The following is an 18,468-nucleotide window of genomic DNA, read 5'->3' as shown; positions in this document are numbered from 1 at the left end:
GGGCTGGGCCACCGCCCCGGGCCCGCTGGGCCTTCAGCTCCTGACCGGGCTGCGCCCCCGAGGGAGGACGGGCGCCGCCTGTCTTCGTCGCGGCCCGACCGACCGCGTGCCATCAGCGTCATGGACGCGTCAGGACGGTTCAAGGGCCGGCGGGCCGCTGTGGCACGGAAGTGACCATTCCGCCACGGTGTGCGAGATCGGCAACGGTTCCCCGGCCGGGCGCCGCCGCACGTTCCTGCGTACCGTCTCCGGAACTGCCATCCTGAGCATGTTCGGGGGACCGGGGAGCAGGGGGGAAAGCCATGCCTCGTTGGAGGGCGCTGCCGGATGAACTCGACCCGCAGGTCAGGGAGTTCGTGAGTCAGCTCCGCAGGCTCGTCGACATCAGCGGGCTGAGCGTCGCGGCGATCGCGGACCGCACCGGGTACAGCAAGACGTCCTGGGAGCGGTATCTGAACGGCCGTCTGCTCGCGCCCAAGCGCGCGGTCGTGACCCTGGCCGAGGTGACGGGCACGCATCCGGTCCATTTGACGACCCTGTGGGAGCTGGCTGAGCGCGCCTGGAGCCGCTCCGAGATGCGCCACGACATGACGATGGAGGCGATACGCATCTCCCAGGCCCGCGCGGCGCTGGGGGAGTCGGGGGCGACGGCCACCAAGAAGGACAACCGGATCGGGGAGATCCGGGATGCCGTCCCGGCCGTGCCGCAGCAGTCGTACGCAGGCGAGCCCGACCACCCGCGCGCCGGAAAGAGTGCCGGAAGCAGCTCCCCGGATCAGCAGCGGCGCAGGCGGCGACTGACGATGTTCCTGGCGGGCGTCGTCGGCGCCCTCGTCGTCATCGCCGTGGCCATGTACCTCACGGGCGGCGGCCTCGGCGGCGGCGAGCACGGCAAGGCCCCCGTCGCGAAACCGAAGGCGACGCCCACCAGCAGCGCCTCCGAACTGCCCGCCGGCGTCAAGTGCACCGGCAAGGACTGCACCGGCAAGGACCCCGAAGCGATGGGCTGCGCCAGCGATTCGGCGCGGACCACGGCCTCCGTGCTCGTCGGCCCCGCCAGGGTCGAGGTCCGCTACAGCGAGGTGTGCGGCGCGGCCTGGGCCCGCATCACACAGGCGACGCCGGGCGACACGGTCAGGATCCAGCGGCCCGGCGGCGCCGGCGCGCAGACCGGCACGGTCGGCCCCCGCCTCGACGCGTACACCCCGATGACGGCGGTCGCGAAGGCGGGCGAGGCGCAGGCCTGCGCGATCCTCAAGACGGGTACGGCGGGCTGCACCCGGTAGCGGGAGGCCGCCGCGAACCTGGCGGGAAACAGGGGGCATGTCCGTCCCGGTCCGGGGCAGACGGAGAAGTACCCCCACGGGATCACTCACGAAGTGGCCCCCCAACAGGCGGCCGTCTGCTCACCTCTCCCGGCAGGCGGCCGTCGGCTGTTGCGTGAAGCGGGTGTTCTCTGGACATTGTGGGGTGGGCCACACGAACCCGGAGGTGCGGGGGGTCCGGGGCGCGATAGCCTGACGGGCGGATCTCTTGACGCCGAGAGATCGATCAAAAAAGCCCTGCTGTCATACGGAGAACGCCATGACCCGCACTCCCGTGAACGTCACCGTCACCGGCGCGGCCGGCCAGATCGGCTACGCACTGCTCTTCCGCATCGCCTCCGGCCAGCTGCTCGGCGCGGACGTGCCGGTCAACCTGCGCCTCCTGGAGATCACCCCCGCGCTCAAGGCCGCCGAGGGCACCGCCATGGAGCTCGACGACTGCGCCTTCCCGCTGCTGCAGAACATCGAGATCTCGGACGACCCGAACGTCGCCTTCGACGGCGCGAACGTCGCCCTCCTCGTCGGCGCCCGCCCCCGCACCAAGGGCATGGAGCGCGGCGACCTGCTCTCCGCCAACGGCGGCATCTTCAAGCCGCAGGGCAAGGCGATCAACGACAACGCCGCGGACGACATCAAGGTCCTCGTCGTCGGCAACCCGGCCAACACGAACGCGCTCATCGCGCAGGCCGCCGCCCCGGACGTACCGGCCGAGCGCTTCACGGCCATGACCCGCCTCGACCACAACCGCGCGCTCACGCAGCTCGCGAAGAAGACCGGCACGACGGTCGCCGACATCAAGCGCCTCACCATCTGGGGCAACCACTCCGCCACGCAGTACCCCGACGTGTTCCAGGCGTCCGTCGCGGGCAAGCCGGCCATCGAGGCCATCGGCGGCGACGAGAAGTGGCTGGCCGAGGACTTCATCCCGACCGTCGCCAAGCGTGGCGCCGCGATCATCGAGGCCCGTGGCGCGTCCTCGGCCGCCTCGGCCGCGAACGCCGCGATCGACCACGTGTACACCTGGGTCAACGGCACCGCCGAGGGCGACTGGACCTCCATGGGTATCCCGTCGGACGGCTCCTACGGCGTCCCGGAGGGCCTGATCTCCTCGTTCCCCGTCACCACCAAGGACGGCAAGTACGAGATCGTCCAGGGCCTGGACATCAACGAGTTCTCCCGTGCGCGCATCGACGCGTCGGTGAAGGAGCTCGAGGAGGAGCGCGCCGCGGTCCGCGAGCTCGGCCTCATCTGAGCCACGTGATCGGCGCACGCTTGATCCCCGCGCCCCGCGTGAGCTGACCTCGCGCACCGCGCTTCCCGCGCCCCCGCCCGTCCGGTTGATCCGGATCGGGCGGGGGCGCGGTTGTTTTGTCAGGGGTGCCCGGGATGAATGTATTCACCACCGTTCACCGCAGGTGCGAGCGTGGGGGCCGAATGCGACCCAGAGCCTTGGGCAGAGATGTACCGCGAGTAGTGACATTTCAGGCAAAATGGTCGGCCGGAATGGTGATGCAGAGCACTTTCGGCCACGGATCGTGAATGCTTTCCCATCTGCCGGGCAGGGGGTTCCGACGTTGCGGGCTCCACGTGAAAAGGGAGTCTTGTAATGGTCAGGGGGGATTGATCGGGAACGGAAGGCAAAACGGGACGTGTCTGAACAGCAGAGCATTTACGTGGACGGAGAGTGGCGCAGCGCCGTCTCCGGGGCCACACGCGAGATTCTCGACCCGGCGGATGCCCAGCCGTTCGCGCTGATCGCCGAGGGCGACGCCCAGGACGTGGACGCCGCGGTCGCCGCCGCGCGCCGCGCCTTCGACGAAGGAACATGGCCGGGCACGCCGGTCGCCGAGCGCGCCGCGCTGCTGCGCCGCGTCGCCGACCTCCTCGTGCGCGACCGGGAGAAGATCGGGCTCGTCGAGAGCCGCGACGCCGGCAAGACCGTCGAAGAGGGGCGCATCGACGTCGACTGCGTCGCCGACGCCTTCCGGTACTTCGCCGACCTCGTCGTGGGAGAGGGCGGCGGCCGGGTCGTCGACGCCGGCTCCGACGAGATCCACAGCGTCGTCGTGCACGAGCCCGTCGGCGTGTGCTCGCTCATCACGCCGTGGAACTACCCGCTCCTCCAGGCCAGTTGGAAGGTCGCCCCGGCGCTCGCCGCAGGCAACGCCTTCGTCATCAAGCCCAGCGAGATCACGCCGCTGTCCACCGTGATCCTGATCGAACTCCTCGCGGAGGCAGGGCTTCCCGCGGGCGTCGCCAACATCGTCACCGGGCCCGGCCACACCGTGGGCGCCCGGCTCGCCGAGCACCCCGACGTCGACCTCGTCTCCTTCACCGGCGGCCTGGTCAGCGGCAAGAAGGTCGCGCAGGCCGCCGCCACCGACGTCAAGAAGCTCGCCCTCGAACTTGGCGGCAAGAACCCCAACGTCGTCTTCGCCGACTCCTGCGCCACCGAGGAAGGCTTCGACACCGCCGTCGACCAGGCGCTCAACGCCGCCTTCATCCACAGCGGACAGGTCTGCTCCGCCGGCGCCCGCCTCATCATCGAGGAGTCCGTGCGCGAGCGCTTCGTCGCCGAACTCGCCCGCCGCGCCGAGAAGATCAGGCTCGGCCGGGGCACCGAGGACGGCGTCGAGTGCGGCCCCCTCGTATCCGAGCAGCAGCGCGACAAGACCGAGGCGTACGTGGCCTCCGCCCGCGCCGAGGGCGCCGTCGTGCGCTGCGGCGGCAAGCGGCCCGAGCCGAGCGACGTACGGCCCGTGGGCGGTTACTTCTACGAGCCGACCGTCCTAGACCAGTGCCACCGCGAGATGCGCGTCGTCCGCGAGGAGGTCTTCGGTCCCGTCCTGACCGTCGAGACCTTCCGCACCGAGGACGAGGCCGTCGCCCTCGCCAACGACACCGAGTACGGCCTCGCCGGCGCCGTCTGGACCGCCGACGCCGGCCGCGCGCGCCGCGTCGCCGGACGCCTGCGCCACGGCACCATCTGGATCAACGACTTCCACCCCTACCTCCCGCAGGCGGAGTGGGGCGGCTTCGGGAAGAGCGGTATCGGCCGCGAACTGGGCCCCGCCGGGCTCGCCGAGTACCGCGAGTCCAAGCACGTGTACCAGAACCTGGCCCCGAAGCCCGTGCGCTGGTTCGCGGGCTGACCTCCCCGCGCTCAGCACCCCCCTTCTAAGTACGCGCACAACTCCGGAGTAGACGCATGTCTGAGAAGTCCGTGAACACGTACGACTACGTCATCGTCGGCGGCGGTACCGCCGGATCCGTCATCGCCTCCCGGCTGACCGAGGACCCCGGCATCACCGTCGCCGTCATCGAGGGCGGCCCCAGCGACATCGACCGGGACGACGTCCTGACGCTGCGCCGCTGGCTCGGCCTCCTCGGCGGCGACCTCGACTACGGCTACACCACCACCGAGCAGCCGCGCGGCAACTCGCACATCCTGCACAGCCGCGCCAAGGTGCTCGGCGGCTGCTCCTCGCACAACACGCTCATATCGTTCAAGCCGCTGCCCGGCGACTGGGACGAGTGGGCGGCCGCGGGCGCCGAGGGCTGGGACCACAAGGCGATGGACCCGTACTTCGGCAAGCTGCGCAACAACATCGTGGCCGTCGACGAGAAGGACCGGAACGCGATCGCCCGCGACTTCGTCGAGGCCGCCCGCAAGAGCACCGGCGTCCCGCGCGTCGACGGCTTCAACAAGGCGCCGTTCAAGGACGGCGTCGGCTTCTTCGACCTCGCGTACCACCCGGAGAACAACAAGCGCTCCAGCGCCTCCGTCGCCTACCTCCACCCCCACATGGAGGCCGGTGACCGGCCCAACCTGACGCTCCTCCTGGAGACCTGGGCCTACAAGCTGGAGATGGACGGCACGCGCGCCAAGGGCGTCCACGTACGGTCCAAGGACGGTACGGAGACGCTGCTCGCCGCGCGGCGCGAGGTCGTGGTGTGCGCCGGCGCCGTCGACACGCCCCGCCTGCTCATGCACTCCGGCATCGGCCCGAAGGCCGACCTGGAGAACCTCGGCATCCCCGTCCTGCACGACCTGCCGGGCGTCGGCGAGAACCTGCTCGACCACCCCGAGTCCGTGATCGTGTGGGAGACGGACGGGCCGATCCCCGACAACTCCGCGATGGACAGCGACGCGGGCCTGTTCATCCAGCGTGACCCCGAGGCCGGTGGCCCGGACCTGATGTTCCACTTCTACCAAATACCGTTCACGGACAACCCGGAGCGGCTCGGCTACGAGAAGCCCGAGCACGGCGTCTCGATGACGCCGAACATCCCCAAGCCGCACAGCCGCGGCCGCCTCTACCTGACCAGCGCGGACCCCGAGGTCAAGCCCGCCCTCGACTTCCGCTACTTCACGGACGAGGACGACTACGACGGCCGCACGCTCGTCGACGGCATCCGGATCGCCCGCGAGATCGCGAAGACCGAGCCGCTCGCCGGCTGGCTCAAGCGCGAGGTGTGCCCCGGCCCCGACGTCGTGGGCGACGAGGAACTCAGCGAGTACGCGCGCAAGGTCGCTCACACCGTCTACCACCCCGCCGGAACCTGTCGCATGGGCGCGAGGAATGATGAACTCGCCGTCGTGGACCCGGAGTTGAGGATCCGCGGCCTCGAAGGGATCCGCATCGCCGACGCCTCCGTCTTCCCGACGATGCCGGCGGTCAACCCGATGATCGGAGTGCTCATGGTCGGGGAGAAGTGTGCCGAGCTGCTGGGTGGTGACGCGTGATGAGTACCAAGGCCGCGGCTGAGGCCGTACGTGACACGGGCGCGGACGCGCCCGTCTTCTCGGTGAACAACCTCTGGAAGGTCTTCGGCCCGAAGGCCGACCGGGTCCCCGGTGACGCCGGACTCGCCGGTCTGGACGCCACCGAACTGCGCAAGCAGACCGGGTGCACCGCCGCCGTGCGGGACGTCACCTTCGACGTCCGCAAGGGCGAGGTCTTCGTCGTCATGGGCCTGTCCGGCTCCGGCAAGTCCACCCTCGTACGCTGCCTGACCCGGCTCATCGAGCCGACCTCCGGCAGCCTGTCCATCGAGGGCGAGGACGTCCTCGGCATGGACAAGACGCGCCTGCGCGAACTGCGCCGGCACCGCGCCGCCATGGTCTTCCAGCATTTCGGGCTCCTGCCGCACCGCACCGTCCTCGACAACGTCGCGTACGGCCTGGAGATCCAGGGCGTGGGCCGTGCCGAGCGGCGCGCCAAGGCGGCGGAGGTCGTCGCCAAGGTGGGCCTCGAAGGCCTTGAGCAGCGGCGTCCCGGGCAGCTGTCCGGCGGTCAGCAGCAGCGTGTCGGGCTCGCGCGCGCCCTCGCGGTCGATCCCGAAGTGCTGCTGTTCGACGAGCCGTTCAGCGCCCTCGACCCGCTGATCCGCCGCGACATGCAGGAAGAGGTCATCCGCCTCCACCGTGAGGAGGGCCGGACCATGGTCTTCATCACGCACGACCTGACGGAGGCGCTGCGGCTCGGCGACCGGATCGCGCTGATGCGCGACGGCAAGATCGTGCAGCTCGGCACGCCCGAGGAGATCGTGGGCTCGCCCGCCGACGACTACGTCCGCGAGTTCGTCCGCGACGTCCCGCGCGAGCAGGTCATGACGGTGCGCCGCGCGATGCGGCCCGCCGACGCCGACGAGATGGGACGCGGCCCGGCCGTCGAGCCGGACGCGACGGTGTCGGAGGCGATCGAGGCGGTCGCGAGGACCGGGTTCGCGGTACGGGTCATGGACGACGGGCAGTGCCTGGGGGTCGTGGACCATGAACGGCTGCTGGGGGTTGTGGCGGGGACGGGGCTTGAGACTTCTGAGGTTGACGCTTCGGAGGCTGGGGCTTCGGGGGGCTCGGTTTCGGAGGCCGGTGCTTCGGTCGCCGTCAGTAAGGATGGCGTGGCCGGCGACGGCGACGGGGGCGTGGCGCGTGTCGGTGACGCGTCCGGCGACGGCGGCGCGCCCCACGTAGGTGACGCCCCCGTTGCAGGTGCCACCGACGTGCCCACGCCCCCGGGCGAGGAGGTCGTCTGATGGGCGCCGCCAGTACCGTCACCGCCCCCGCGGCGGACACCCCGCGCTTCGGCGCGCTCCTGCGCAATCGCGCCCTCGGCAAGCTCGTGGTGCTCGCGGTCATCGCGGCCGTACTCGTACCGATCGTCAACGCCCGCTGGTCCAGCGGCAGCTGGCCGCACGCGCTCACCGTCGACCTGACCGGTCCGCTGAGCCGCACCAGCGACTGGATCATCAACAACCGGGACACGCACCCGCTGTTCCTGTACTTCTTCGGCTACATCAGCAACGCGGTCGTCATCTGCGTACGCGCCGTCTACCTGGTGCTTCTCGCCGCCGGCTGGGCCGGAGTCACCGCCGCGGCCGCGCTCGTCGCGTGGCGCGTCGCGGGCGTGAAGCTCGCGGCTGCCGCCGGTGTCGCGTTCCTCGCCTGCGGCCTGCTCGGCATGTGGGTCCCCACGATGCAGACGCTCGCCCTGATGATCGTCGCCGTGCTGGCCTCGGTCGTGCTCGGCGCGATCCTCGGACTCGCGGCCGGCCTGTCCGACCGTACGAACCGGGCGCTGCGGCCGGTACTCGACACGATGCAGGTCCTGCCCGCGTTCGCGTACCTGCTGCCGGTCGTCCTCGTGTTCGGCATCGGTGTCCCGGCCGCCGTCCTCGCGACCGTGGTCTACGCGGCCCCGCCGATGGCCCGCCTCACCGCGCTCGGCCTGCGCGGAGCGGACGGCGGAGTCATGGAGGCCGTCGCCTCGCTCGGCGCGACCGCGCGCCAGCGGCTCCTGACAGCCCGGCTCCCGCTCGCCCGGAAGCAGCTCCTCCTCGGGCTCAACCAGACGATCATGATGGCGCTCTCGATGGCCGTCATCGCATCGGTGATCGGCGCGGGCGGTCTCGGTGACCGCGTCTACCAGGCGCTGGCCTCCGTCGACGTCGGCGCCGCCCTCGCGGCCGGCATCCCGATCGTGCTGCTCGCCGTGATCCTGGACCGTACGACCGCTGCGGCGGGGGAGCGGCTCGGCGCCGCCGAACCTGACGGCCGCCGTCTGAACGGCCTGAACGGCTGGGCCGTCGCCGCCGCCCTCACGCTCGCCGTCGCCCTCGCGGCCCGCTTCGCCGGCCGGGTCGACTGGCCCGGCTCCTGGCTGGTCAACATCGCCGACCCGGTCGACAAGGCTGTCGACTGGATGACCAACCACCTGTACACCGGCGTCCCCGTCATCGGCGGAACCGCCGACTGGGCCGGCCACTTCACCACCTGGGTCCTCGACCCGCTGCGCGACGGCCTCCAGGGGATGCCCTGGTGGTCCGTACTCCTCGTCGTCGCCGCGCTCGCCTGGCTGATCGGCACCTGGCGCACCGCGCTGACCGCCGTCCTCGCCATGGCCGCGATCGGTGTCCTCGGCGTGTGGAACCCGTCGCTCGACACCCTGTCCCAGGTACTCGCGGCCGTCGCCGTGACGCTCGTCATCGGCTTCGCGGTCGGCATCGGCGCGGCGCGCAGCGAGCGCGTCGAGCGGCTGCTGCGGCCCGTGCTCGACGTCTGCCAGACGATGCCGCAGTTCGTGTACCTGATCCCGGTCGTCGCGCTGTTCGGCGTCGGCCGCGCCCCCGCGATCGCCGCCGCCGTCGTCTACGCCCTCCCGGCCGTCATCCGCATCACGACGCAGGGACTGCGCGAGGTCGACAGCGCGGCCATGGAGTCGGCCCGGTCCATGGGCGCGACGAGCGGGCAGCAACTGCGCCAGGTCCAGCTGCCGCTGGCCAGGCCCGCACTGCTTCTCGCCGTGAACCAGGGCGTCGTCCTCGTCCTCGCCGTCGTCATCATCGGCGGTCTCGTGGGCGGTGGCGCACTCGGCTACAACGTCGTGTTCGGTCTCGCGCAGGGCGACCTGGCGACCGGACTCGTCGCGGGCGCCGCGATCGTGTGCCTCGGCCTGATGCTGGACCGGGTCACGCAGCCGACCGAGCGCCGCGCGAAGAAGGGAGCGTGACCGCGATGCGAGCACGTATGAACACACCGCGGGCACGCAGGACGGCCCTTGGGCTGGGGGCCGCGGCCACCCTCCTCGTGGCCACCGGCTGCGGCGCCGCCGACATGACCAAGCAGTCCTCCCCGTACGCCAACGCGGCGGGCGCCAAGACGGTGACCCTGTCCGTCCAGTCCTGGGTGGGCGCACAGTCCAACATCGCCGTCGCCGAGTATCTGCTCGAGCACGAGCTCGGCTACCGCGTCGACACCGTCCAGGTCGACGAGGTCCCCGCGTGGGACGCGCTCAGCCAGGGCCGCGTCGACGCGATCATGGAGGACTGGGGCCACCCCGAACAGGTGCAGCGGTACGTCAAGGACAAGAAGACGATCGAACCCGGCGGCGACCTCGGCGTCACCGGCCACATCGGCTGGTTCGTCCCCACGTACTTCGCCAAGCAGCACCCGGACGTCACGAACTGGAAGAACCTCAACAAGTACGCGTCCCAGCTGCGCACCGCCGAGAGCGGCGGCAAGGGCCAGCTCCTCGACGGCTCCCCGTCGTACGTCACCAACGACAAGGCCCTGGTCAGCAACCTGAAGCTGAACTACCAGGTCGTCTTCTCGGGCTCCGAAGCGGCGCAGATCACCCAGATCAAGCAGTTCGCCAAGGCCAAGAAGCCGTTCCTGACGTACTGGTACCAGCCGCAGTGGCTCTTCAAGAAGGTGCCGATGACGGAGGTGAAGCTGCCGGACTACAAGACCGGCTGCGACGCCGACGCGGCGAAGGTCGCCTGCGCCTACCCGAAGACCCCGCTCAAGAAGTACCTCAACGCCAACTTCTCGAAGAAGGGCGGCAAGGCGGCCCAGTTCCTGAAGAACTTCAAGTGGACGACGGAGGACCAGAATCAGGTCTCCCTGATGATCGCCGACCAGAAGCTGACGCCGGAACAGGCGGCGAAGAAGTGGATCGACGGGCATGAGTCGACGTGGAGGGCTTGGCTGCCGAAGTAATGCCGTGCGGCGCGGGGGCGGGGGCGTGGGCGTGTGTGTGCTGGGTGCGCCATGTGTGCCGGACGCGCGTCCGCGCCGGGTGCGTGACTGGTGTGGCCTGTGCCGGGTGCCCTTCCTGAGGGAGGGGCACCCGGCACAGGCTGTGTGACCGGCGGGTCACGTCACCACGCGGGCCCGCCCGGCGCGATCCGGCGGCTCACCATGAGCCGGTTCCAGCTGTTGATGGCGGTGATCACGCCTAGGAGATGGGCGAGTTCGTCCTCGCTGAAGTGTTTGGCGGCGGTCTCGTACACCTCGTCGGGTACGAATCCTTCGGTGAGGACCGTGACCGCCTCGGTCAGAGCTAGCGCGGCCCGCTCGCGCTCCGTGAAGTGGGCGGGCGCCTCCGCCCAAGTGCTGAGCAGCGCGATCCGCTTGGCACTCTCCCCGTTCTTCTCGACGGCGAGGTCCACGTGCATGTCCAGGCAGAACGCGCACTCGTTGAGCTGCGACGCCCGGATCATGACCAGCTCGGCGAGAACGGGATCGCCGAGTCCCTTCTTGGCGGCGGCGCTCAACGCGACCATCGCGTCGCGTACTCCGGGAGGCAGGTAGGTGGTGCGAGCGGTGGCGGTGGCCGGGGCGTCGGTTCGGGCGCCCGCGGGGGCCGTCACTTGAAGTCGCCCGGCGTGTAATGCCCCGGGGACATCCGAGTCGACACCCCGAACCGGTTCCACGCATTGATCACCGTGATCGCGGCGATCAACTGCGCCAGCTCCCGCTCGTCGTACAGCGCCGCCGCCTTCGCATACGTCTCGTCCGGCACGAAACCATCCGTGAGAACCGTGATCGCCTCGGTCAGCTCGATCGCCGCGATCTCGCGGGCCGTGTAGAAGTGCTTCGACTCCTCCCACGCGCTGAGCTGGATGATCCGCTCGACACTCTCGCCCGCCGCGAGCGCGTCCTTGGAGTGCATGTCGAGGCAGAGCGCGCAGCGGTTGAGCTGCGAGGCGCGGATCTTGACCAGCTCCAGCGTCACCGGATCGACCCCCTTTCGGGCCTCCGCGTCGAGCCGGATCATCGCCTTGTAGACCTCCGGCGCGTGCTTGGCCCACGCGAGGCGGGGCGTGTGCTCGTGGACGTACTCGCTGTGGGTGTCGGTGCCGGGGACTTCGGTGCTGGTGGCGTTCGTGGTCATGGCCTCGACCCTACGGGCGGAGTAGCCCACAGGTATGGTCCATTTCCATGGTGGAATCCTGGGCCACTTCGCCCTCCGGCCAAGCGCTCGGCATCGATCTGCACGTCGAACCGACCGGCCCTGGCCTGCGCAAAGGCCTGACCGACGCACTCCGCACCGCCGTCCGAGGCGGACGCCTCGCCCCCGGCTCCCGGCTGCCCTCCTCCCGCACCCTCGCCGCCGACCTGGGCATCGCCCGCAACACCGTCGCCGACGCCTACGCGGACCTCGTCGCCGAGGGCTGGCTCACCGCCCGCCAGGGCTCGGGAACCCGCGTGGCGGAGCGCCCGGTGGAGACACACCGCGTCGGCACGCCCACCCCGGCGCGCGGCCGGCGCCCCCGCTCCGGACTCCTCCACGACCTGCACCCCGGCACCCCCGACCTGTCCTCCTTCCCCCGCGCCGAATGGCTCAAGGCCACCCGGCGGGCCCTAGCCGCCGCCCCCAACGAGGCCCTCGGCTACGGCGACCCACGCGGCCGCATCGAACTCCGCACCGCCCTCGCCGGCTACCTCGCCCGCGCCCGCGGCGTCCACGCCGACCCGGACCGCATCATGATCTGCTCCGGCTTCGTCCACGGCCTGATGCTGCTCGGCGACGTACTGCGGGCCCGCGGCGTCCAGGACGTGGCCGTCGAGACATACGGCCTGGACGTCCACTGGAACATCCTCACCCGCTCCGGCCTACACACCCACCCCCTCCCACTCGACCAACTGGGCACCCGCACCGACGAATTGGCCACCGGTGAATGGGCCACCGGCGAATTGGCCACTGGCGAAACGGACGTCGGCGCCGCCCTCCTGACCCCCGCCCACCAGTTCCCGACGGGCGTCCCCCTCCACCCCGACCGCCGCACCGCCGCCGTCGACTGGGCCCGCCGCACCGGCGGCCTGATCCTGGAGGACGACTACGACGGCGAGTTCCGCTACGACCGCCAGCCCGTCGGCGCCCTCCAGGGCCTGGACCCCGACCGCGTCGTCTACTTCGGCACCGCCAGCAAGTCCCTCGCCCCAGGCCTGCGCCTCGGCTGGCTGGTACTCCCGCAGTCCGTCGCCGCCGAGGTGACCGAGGCGAAGGGCATCTCCGACTGGTCGTGCGGAGTCCTCGACCAGCTGACCCTCGCCGAGTTCATCGGCTCCGGCGCCTACGACCGCCACGTCCGCGGCGCCCGCCTCCGCTACCGCCGTCGCCGCGACCAACTCGTCACCGCCCTCGCCGAACGCGCCCCCGACGTCCGCGTCACCGGCATCGCCGCCGGCCTGCACGCAGTCCTCCAACTCCCACCCGGCACCGAACAGTCCGTAGTCCGAGCCGCCGCCTGGCAACGCCTAGGAGTCTCCGGCCTCTCCAGCTTCCGCCACGACACGGCTCCCGCCGAACCAGCGCAGGACGCTTTGGTGGTCGGCTACGGAACCCCACCGGACCACGCGTGGTCGGGTGCCTTGGAGGCACTTTGCCGGGTGCTGCCGTAGGGGGGCGGGTCTGGGCGGGACTCTGCGGGCTCGGGCGGTGTGGCGAGGCCGGGGCTCCGGGAGGGCGTGCGTGTGCTGGGGTGGTGCGGCCAGACGCGGACTGGGGCGGTGCGAGGCGCGTGCCGGGGCGGCGCCGGTAGCCCCGCCCTGGGCTGGCGCGACGGGGCGCGGGTCCGACGGAACCCGGGCGGGGCAAGGCCGGACGAGGTCGGATCCGAACGGATTGGGGCCGACGAGACCAGGTGAGTGGGTCGCACCCGAAGAGGCCGGCCCTGGGGGTGAGGTCCGACGAGGTCAGGCTCGTCGCGGCGGATCAGGCCGGGGCAAGCACGAAGAGATCGGGCTCTACGGGGGCAAGGCTCGATGGGATGAGGCTCGGCTGGGTCGGATCCGAGGCCGTCAGATCCGATGGGGTGACGCTCGGACGAGGTCGGGCAGGCCTGGAGTGTCAGCTCCCCCGAGGACAGGCCTTCTGAGTACGGGTCCCGCGGACAGGCTCCCGAGGACGGGCCCGGCGAAGCCAGGTGGGACGAGATCGGGCGCGGCGGAGTCAGGTCCCACAAGGTCAGGTCCATCAGATCAGGCGCGACCGGGGTCAGGTCCCAAGGCACCGGGCGGGAGGAGAGGGTGTCCGACGAAACCGAGCCCGACGAAACCGAGCCCGACGAAACCGAGCCCAGCGAAACCGGGCCCGACGAGGTCAGACCTGAGCGGGCTCAGACGCGTCCTCCACCGGCGCCTCCCCGAACCGCGTCAGCGCCAACGCCCCCGCAACGGCCACCACGAACCCAAGAACCGCCAGCCAACCCAGCCCCTCGCGTGTGCGATCCCCGAGCCAGATCACGCCGACGAGCGCCGGCCCAACCGTCTCGCCCACGACCATCCCCGCAGTCGCCGTGGTCACCGACCCCTTCTGCAACGCAGACGTCAGCAGCAGAAATGCCGACCCCCCACCGATCAGCAACGCGTACGTCGCCGGATTACTGAGCAACGCGCCCGGCGACACATCGTCGATGAGCCGTACGGACACCTCCACCACCCCGAACCCGAACCCCGCACCCAACCCCAGAGCGAGCGCCCGCCCCCGCCCCGGCAACCGCCCGGCCACCGCACCGATCCCGAGAACCCCGACCGCCGTCCCCAACATCGCGTACCGCAGCGCATCCGAACCCGCCTGCGCTCCCTCCGCCCCCGACGCCAGCCCCAACATCGCCAGCCCCGCCACGACCACCCCGACGGCACCCCACTCGACGCCGCTCAACCGCGTGCCCAGCAGCCGCGAGGCAACGACTGCCGTCACCGCCAGACTCGACGCCAGCGCCGCCCCGACGGCGTAGATCGGAATCGACCGCAGCGCCACGACCTGCAACACGAACCCGAGCCCATCGAGCCCGAGCCCCGCGATGTAACGCCACTGCCGCAAAGCCCGAAGCAGCAACGCCGCATCGACCCCGGACCCCGACCCCGGCTCCGCGGCCCGCGCAGCAGCCGCCTGCAACACGGAAGCCGTACCGAAGCAGACCGCCGACCCGAGCGCGCAAACCATTCCAAGAAGCACAAAGGGACTGTAGAGCAAGCCAGATGACCAGCCCCCGGCACCCTCCACCACCGCCCGACCCGCTACCCACCGCTCGCCGCGATACCCGCCGCCCGCCCTCGGCCCGCCACCGCCTCGCCAGCTCCCTGCTCACCGGCACCACCGCCCGACCCCCCACCGTGCACCACCAGGTCGACTGCGGCCCGCCGCCTGACATCCGCCGGCCTGGCCTCGGCCCAGCCGCAACGGCTTCCTGCCCACCGGCACCGACGCCTGGCCTCTGCCATCCACCACCAGGTCGGGTGCGCCCAGCTACCCGCCGCCCGACATCCGCCGCCTAGGCCTCGCCACGGCGCAACGCTTTCCTGCCCACCGGCGCCGACGCCCGGCGCCTCTGCCAACCACCGGCCAGCCGAGTACGGCCTGCCGCCTGGTATCCACCGTGCCAGCCTCGCCCCGGTCGCAACGGCTTCCTGCCCACCGGCGCCGCCGCTCGGTCTCTATGCCCTCCACCGGCTGGCCAGGTACGGCCCGCCGCCCGCCCCGGGCATCTGCCGCCCCGACCCGCCACTACCGAGACGCTTTGCTGCCCACCGGCGCCGACGCCCGGCCTCTCCGTCATCCACCGTCCGGTCGGTGACCGCACCCACCACCGCCGTGACGGAACGCCCCTCCCCGGAGCCGCCTCCCGGCCCGCACCCATCCACCGCCCGGCGCGGCCACCGCCCGGCCGGGCCACCATCCGCCGTCCTGCCAGCCGCGCCCATCCGCCGCCCCGCCCAGCCGTCACCCGCTGCACACCCCGCCCCTCCCAGCGCGCCCTCCTCGGAGAGGGGCCACCGTCGGCGGCATCGTCACTCGGCCAAGACCGCCCGGAGCTGCTCCAGCCCCCAGTCCAGGTCCTCCTTACTGATCACCAGCGGGGGAGCGATCCGGATCGTGCTCCCGTGCGTGTCCTTGACGAGCACCCCCTTCGCCATCAACTTCTCCGAGATCTCCCTCCCCGTGCCGCACGACGGATCGATGTCGACCCCCGCCCACAACCCACGTCCCCGCACCTGCGTGACCTTGCCCGTCCCCGTCAGCTGGGTGAGCTCCGTGTGCAGGTGTTCGCCCAGTTCCGCCGCCCGCTTCTGGAACTCCCCGCTGCGCAGCATCGCGATGACCTCGAGCGCCACGGCGCAGGCGAGCGGATTCCCACCGAACGTCGACCCGTGTTCCCCAGGCTTGAACACCCCCAGCACCTCTGCGCTGGACACCACCGCAGACACCGGAACGACCCCACCGCCGAGCGCCTTGCCCAGGACGTACATGTCCGGCACCACACCCTCGTGCTCACAGGCGAACGTCCGCCCGGTCCGCCCGAGCCCCGACTGGATCTCGTCCGCGATGAACAGCACGTTCCGCTCGCGGGTCAACTCCCTTACAGCCGGCAGATATCCGGCCGGCGGCACCAGAACACCGGCCTCACCCTGGATCGGTTCGAGCAGCACCGCGACGGTGTTCTCGGTGACAGCGCCCCGCAACGCCGTCAGATCGCCGTACGGAACGATCTCGAACCCGGGCGTGTAGGGCCCGAAGTCCGCGCGCGCCTCCAGGTCCGTGGAGAAGCTGACGATCGTCGTGGTCCGCCCATGGAAGTTGTTGCCAGCGACGACGATCTTCGCTCTGCCGTCGGGCACCCCCTTGACCTGGTACCCCCACTTCCGCGCCGTCTTGACGGCGGTCTCCACGGCCTCCGCCCCCGTGTTCATCGGCAGCACCATGTCCATGCCGCACAGCTCCGCGAGCTGGGTGCAGAACTCGGCGAACCGGTCGTGATGGAAGGCGCGGGACGTCAGCGTCACCCGCTCCAACTGCGCCTTGGCGGCGTCGATCAGCCGCCGGTTCCCATGGCCGAAGTTGAGGGCCGAGTAACCGGCGAGCATGTCGAGGCAGCGGCGCCCCTCGACATCCGTCATCCACGCCCCCTCCGCCGTGGCGACCACGACGGGCAGCGGGTGGTAGTTGTGCGCGCTGTGCGCTTCGGACGCGGTGATGAAGGCGTCCGTTGCGGCATTCGGAGGAGTCACAGCAGTCACGGGATCTCCGTTCTTACAGCTTTGGCGGCGCGAAGACGCGGGCTTGTGGCCTCTTCCTATCGTCGCTCGCATCGTGGACCGGGAAACCTCGCCTTCCGGCGCGCCCGGTAATGTGGCGACAGGGCCGTGACTGGCGCGCTTGGATGGGACCGACCATCGTGGAGCGGCCCGAGAACTGTGTGCCGTGCGCCTGGGCCGACCCGTGAACTTCCCCGGCTCCCGATCTCGCTCGGGCCGGTGGAGGCCCCATCCGTCCGGAGGTCCGTCATGCCAGAGCCCACCCTCTCCACCGAGTCCGTAGCCTTCCGCAGCGCCCTCGACGTGATCCGCGGTGTCGAGCCCCGCGTGGCCGATGCGATCGGCCAGGAGATCGCCGACCAGCGCGAGATGCTCAAGCTGATCGCCAGCGAGAACTACGCCTCCCCGGCGACCCTCCTCGCGATGGGGAACTGGTTCAGCGACAAGTACGCCGAGGGCACCGTCGGCCGCCGCTTCTACGCCGGCTGCCGCAACGTGGACACCGTCGAGGCCCTCGCCGCCGAACACGCCCGCGAGCTCTTCGGCGCGAACCACGCCTACGTCCAGCCCCACTCCGGCATCGACGCCAACCTCGTCGCCTTCTGGGCCGTCCTCGCCCAGCGCGTCGAGGCTCCCGCCCTGGAGCGCGCGGGTGTCCGCAACGTCAACGACCTCTCCGACGCCGACTGGGCCGAACTCCGCCAGGCCTTCGGTAACCAGCGGATGCTCGGCATGTCCCTGGACGCCGGCGGCCACCTCACCCACGGCTTCCGCCCGAACATCTCCGGCAAGATGTTCGACCAGCGCAGCTACGGCACCGACCCGCATACCGGCCTCGTCGACTACGAAGCCCTGCGCGCCACCGCCCGCGACTTCAAGCCGTTGATCATCGTCGCCGGCTACTCCGCCTACCCCCGCCTCGTGAACTTCCGCATCATGCGCGAGATCGCCGACGAGGTCGGGGCGACCCTCATGGTCGACATGGCGCACTTCGCGGGTCTTGTCGCCGGCAAGGTCCTCACCGGCGACTTCGATCCGATCCCGCACGCCCAGATCGTCACCACCACGACGCACAAGTCGCTGCGCGGCCCGCGCGGCGGCATGGTCCTCTGCGACGACTCGCTCGCCGACCAGGTCGACCGCGGCTGCCCGATGGTGCTCGGCGGCCCGCTGCCGCACGTCATGGCAGCCAAGGCCGTCGCCCTCGCCGAGGCCCGCCGCCCCGAGTTCCGCCAGTACGCCCAGTCCGTCGTCGACAACGCCCGCTCCCTCGCCGAGGGCCTGACCCGGCGCGGCGCCACGCTCGTCACGGGCGGCACGGACAACCACCTCAACCTGATCGATGTCGCCACCTCCTACGGGCTCACCGGTCGTCAGGCCGAGAACGCGCTCCTCGACTCCGGCATCGTCACCAACCGCAACTCCATCCCGGCCGACCCCAACGGGGCCTGGTACACCTCCGGCATCCGCATCGGCACCCCTGCCCTGACCACCCGTGGTCTGGGCGGCGCGGAGATGGACGAGGTCGCCGGCCTGATCGATCGAGTCCTCACCACCGCACAGCCGGGCACCACCAGCAAGGGCGCTCCCTCCAAGGCCCAGCACATCCTGGACGCGAAGGTCGCCGACGAGGTCGCCACGCGCGCGTCCGACCTGCTGAGCGGCTTCCCCCTGTACCCGGAAGTCGACCTCACCTGAGCCATCGGCGCTCTCGCTCACTGCCCCCCAGCCCCACTCCTGCCCGCCCGTCACCAGCCCACCGACGGGCCGGCCAGGGTGGGGCGGGGGACAGCCGAGCGCAAGTGCCCCCAGACTCCG

13 protein-coding genes, 1 pseudogene and 1 riboswitch are annotated in these 18,468 nt (G+C 71.0%); of the genes and pseudogenes, 9 read left to right on the top strand and 5 right to left on the bottom strand.

The features are described from left to right. Window positions 1-302 precede the first annotated feature (302 nt). The 7 genes from ABZ893_RS32420 (at window position 303) to ABZ893_RS32390 (ending at window position 10,326) form a co-directional block, all read left to right on the top strand. Window positions 303-1,286 carry an XRE family transcriptional regulator gene (locus ABZ893_RS32420; protein WP_361411199.1) on the top strand — a complete coding sequence of 328 codons (984 nt, stop codon included), beginning with the start codon at window positions 303-305 and terminating at the stop codon, window positions 1,284-1,286. Between the two features lie 298 nt (window positions 1,287-1,584). Beyond that, window positions 1,585-2,577, top strand: coding sequence for a malate dehydrogenase (locus ABZ893_RS32415; RefSeq protein WP_361411197.1), 993 nt, complete (start codon window positions 1,585-1,587; stop codon window positions 2,575-2,577). A 397-nt stretch (window positions 2,578-2,974) separates the two neighbouring features. Continuing rightward, window positions 2,975-4,477: an aldehyde dehydrogenase family protein gene (locus ABZ893_RS32410; protein ID WP_361411195.1), complete on the top strand. Its 1,503-nt coding sequence runs from the start codon at window positions 2,975-2,977 to the stop codon at window positions 4,475-4,477. Between the two features lie 56 nt (window positions 4,478-4,533). After that, window positions 4,534-6,072 carry a GMC oxidoreductase gene (locus ABZ893_RS32405; protein ID WP_361411193.1) on the top strand — a complete coding sequence of 513 codons (1,539 nt, stop codon included), beginning with the start codon at window positions 4,534-4,536 and terminating at the stop codon, window positions 6,070-6,072. Next, the gene (locus ABZ893_RS32400) at window positions 6,072-7,364 is read left to right on the top strand and encodes a glycine betaine/L-proline ABC transporter ATP-binding protein (protein ID WP_361411191.1); all 1,293 of its coding nucleotides are present in this window, start codon (window positions 6,072-6,074) and stop codon (window positions 7,362-7,364) included. Before ABZ893_RS32405 ends, ABZ893_RS32400 begins: the two co-directional genes overlap by 1 nt. Further along, a complete protein-coding gene (locus tag ABZ893_RS32395) occupies window positions 7,364-9,337 on the top strand; it encodes an ABC transporter permease subunit (protein WP_361411189.1) in 1,974 nt (657 codons plus the stop codon). The genes ABZ893_RS32400 and ABZ893_RS32395 overlap by 1 nt, the downstream gene beginning before the upstream one ends. 17 nt (window positions 9,338-9,354) lie before the next feature. Further along, window positions 9,355-10,326 carry an ABC transporter substrate-binding protein gene (locus ABZ893_RS32390; RefSeq protein WP_361411219.1) on the top strand — a complete coding sequence of 324 codons (972 nt, stop codon included), beginning with the start codon at window positions 9,355-9,357 and terminating at the stop codon, window positions 10,324-10,326. Window positions 10,327-10,487: 161 nt separating this feature from the next. Here ABZ893_RS32390 and ABZ893_RS32385 read toward each other — a convergent pair whose 3' ends face one another. Together ABZ893_RS32385 and ABZ893_RS32380 are read right to left on the bottom strand one after the other, a co-directional pair. Continuing rightward, a complete protein-coding gene (locus ABZ893_RS32385; protein WP_361411217.1) occupies window positions 10,488-10,916 on the bottom strand; it encodes a carboxymuconolactone decarboxylase family protein in 429 nt (142 codons plus the stop codon). 59 nt (window positions 10,917-10,975) lie between these two features. Then, a complete protein-coding gene (locus ABZ893_RS32380) occupies window positions 10,976-11,503 on the bottom strand; it encodes a carboxymuconolactone decarboxylase family protein (RefSeq protein ID WP_361411187.1) in 528 nt (175 codons plus the stop codon). A gap of 47 nt (window positions 11,504-11,550) precedes the next feature. Here ABZ893_RS32380 and ABZ893_RS32375 point away from each other — a divergent pair, with 47 nt between their 5' ends. Further along, entirely contained in the window at window positions 11,551-13,014 is a 1,464-nt protein-coding gene (locus tag ABZ893_RS32375; protein ID WP_361411185.1) for a PLP-dependent aminotransferase family protein, read from the top strand. A 595-nt stretch (window positions 13,015-13,609) separates the two neighbouring features. Here the strand turns inward: ABZ893_RS32375 and ABZ893_RS32370 are convergent. The 3 genes and pseudogenes from ABZ893_RS32370 to rocD all read right to left on the bottom strand — a co-directional run. Further along, a pseudogene (locus tag ABZ893_RS32370) lies at window positions 13,610-13,705 on the bottom strand (pentapeptide repeat-containing protein); the annotation flags it as partial. Window positions 13,706-13,714: 9 nt separating this feature from the next. Continuing rightward, window positions 13,715-14,560 (bottom strand): hypothetical protein, encoded by an 846-nt coding sequence (locus ABZ893_RS32365; protein WP_361411215.1) that lies wholly within the window; start codon window positions 14,558-14,560, stop codon window positions 13,715-13,717. Window positions 14,561-15,405: 845 nt separating this feature from the next. Next, window positions 15,406-16,623 carry an ornithine--oxo-acid transaminase gene (gene rocD, locus ABZ893_RS32360; RefSeq protein ID WP_361411183.1) on the bottom strand — a complete coding sequence of 406 codons (1,218 nt, stop codon included), beginning with the start codon at window positions 16,621-16,623 and terminating at the stop codon, window positions 15,406-15,408. A 125-nt stretch (window positions 16,624-16,748) separates the two neighbouring features. Continuing rightward, a riboswitch (ZMP/ZTP riboswitch) is annotated at window positions 16,749-16,835 on the top strand. Between the two features lie 64 nt (window positions 16,836-16,899). On the opposite strand from rocD, the gene ABZ893_RS32355 reads away from it, so the two are divergent. Next, a complete protein-coding gene (locus ABZ893_RS32355) occupies window positions 16,900-18,348 on the top strand; it encodes a glycine hydroxymethyltransferase (protein ID WP_361411181.1) in 1,449 nt (482 codons plus the stop codon). Window positions 18,349-18,468: the final 120 nt, after the last annotated feature.

The sequence above is a fragment of the Streptomyces sp. NPDC046821 genome, assembly GCF_040645335.1.
GTDB lineage: Bacteria > Actinomycetota > Actinomycetes > Streptomycetales > Streptomycetaceae > Streptomyces.
The sequence above is the reverse complement of the archived record's forward strand: the minus strand, read 5'-3'. Positions and strand labels throughout refer to the sequence as shown.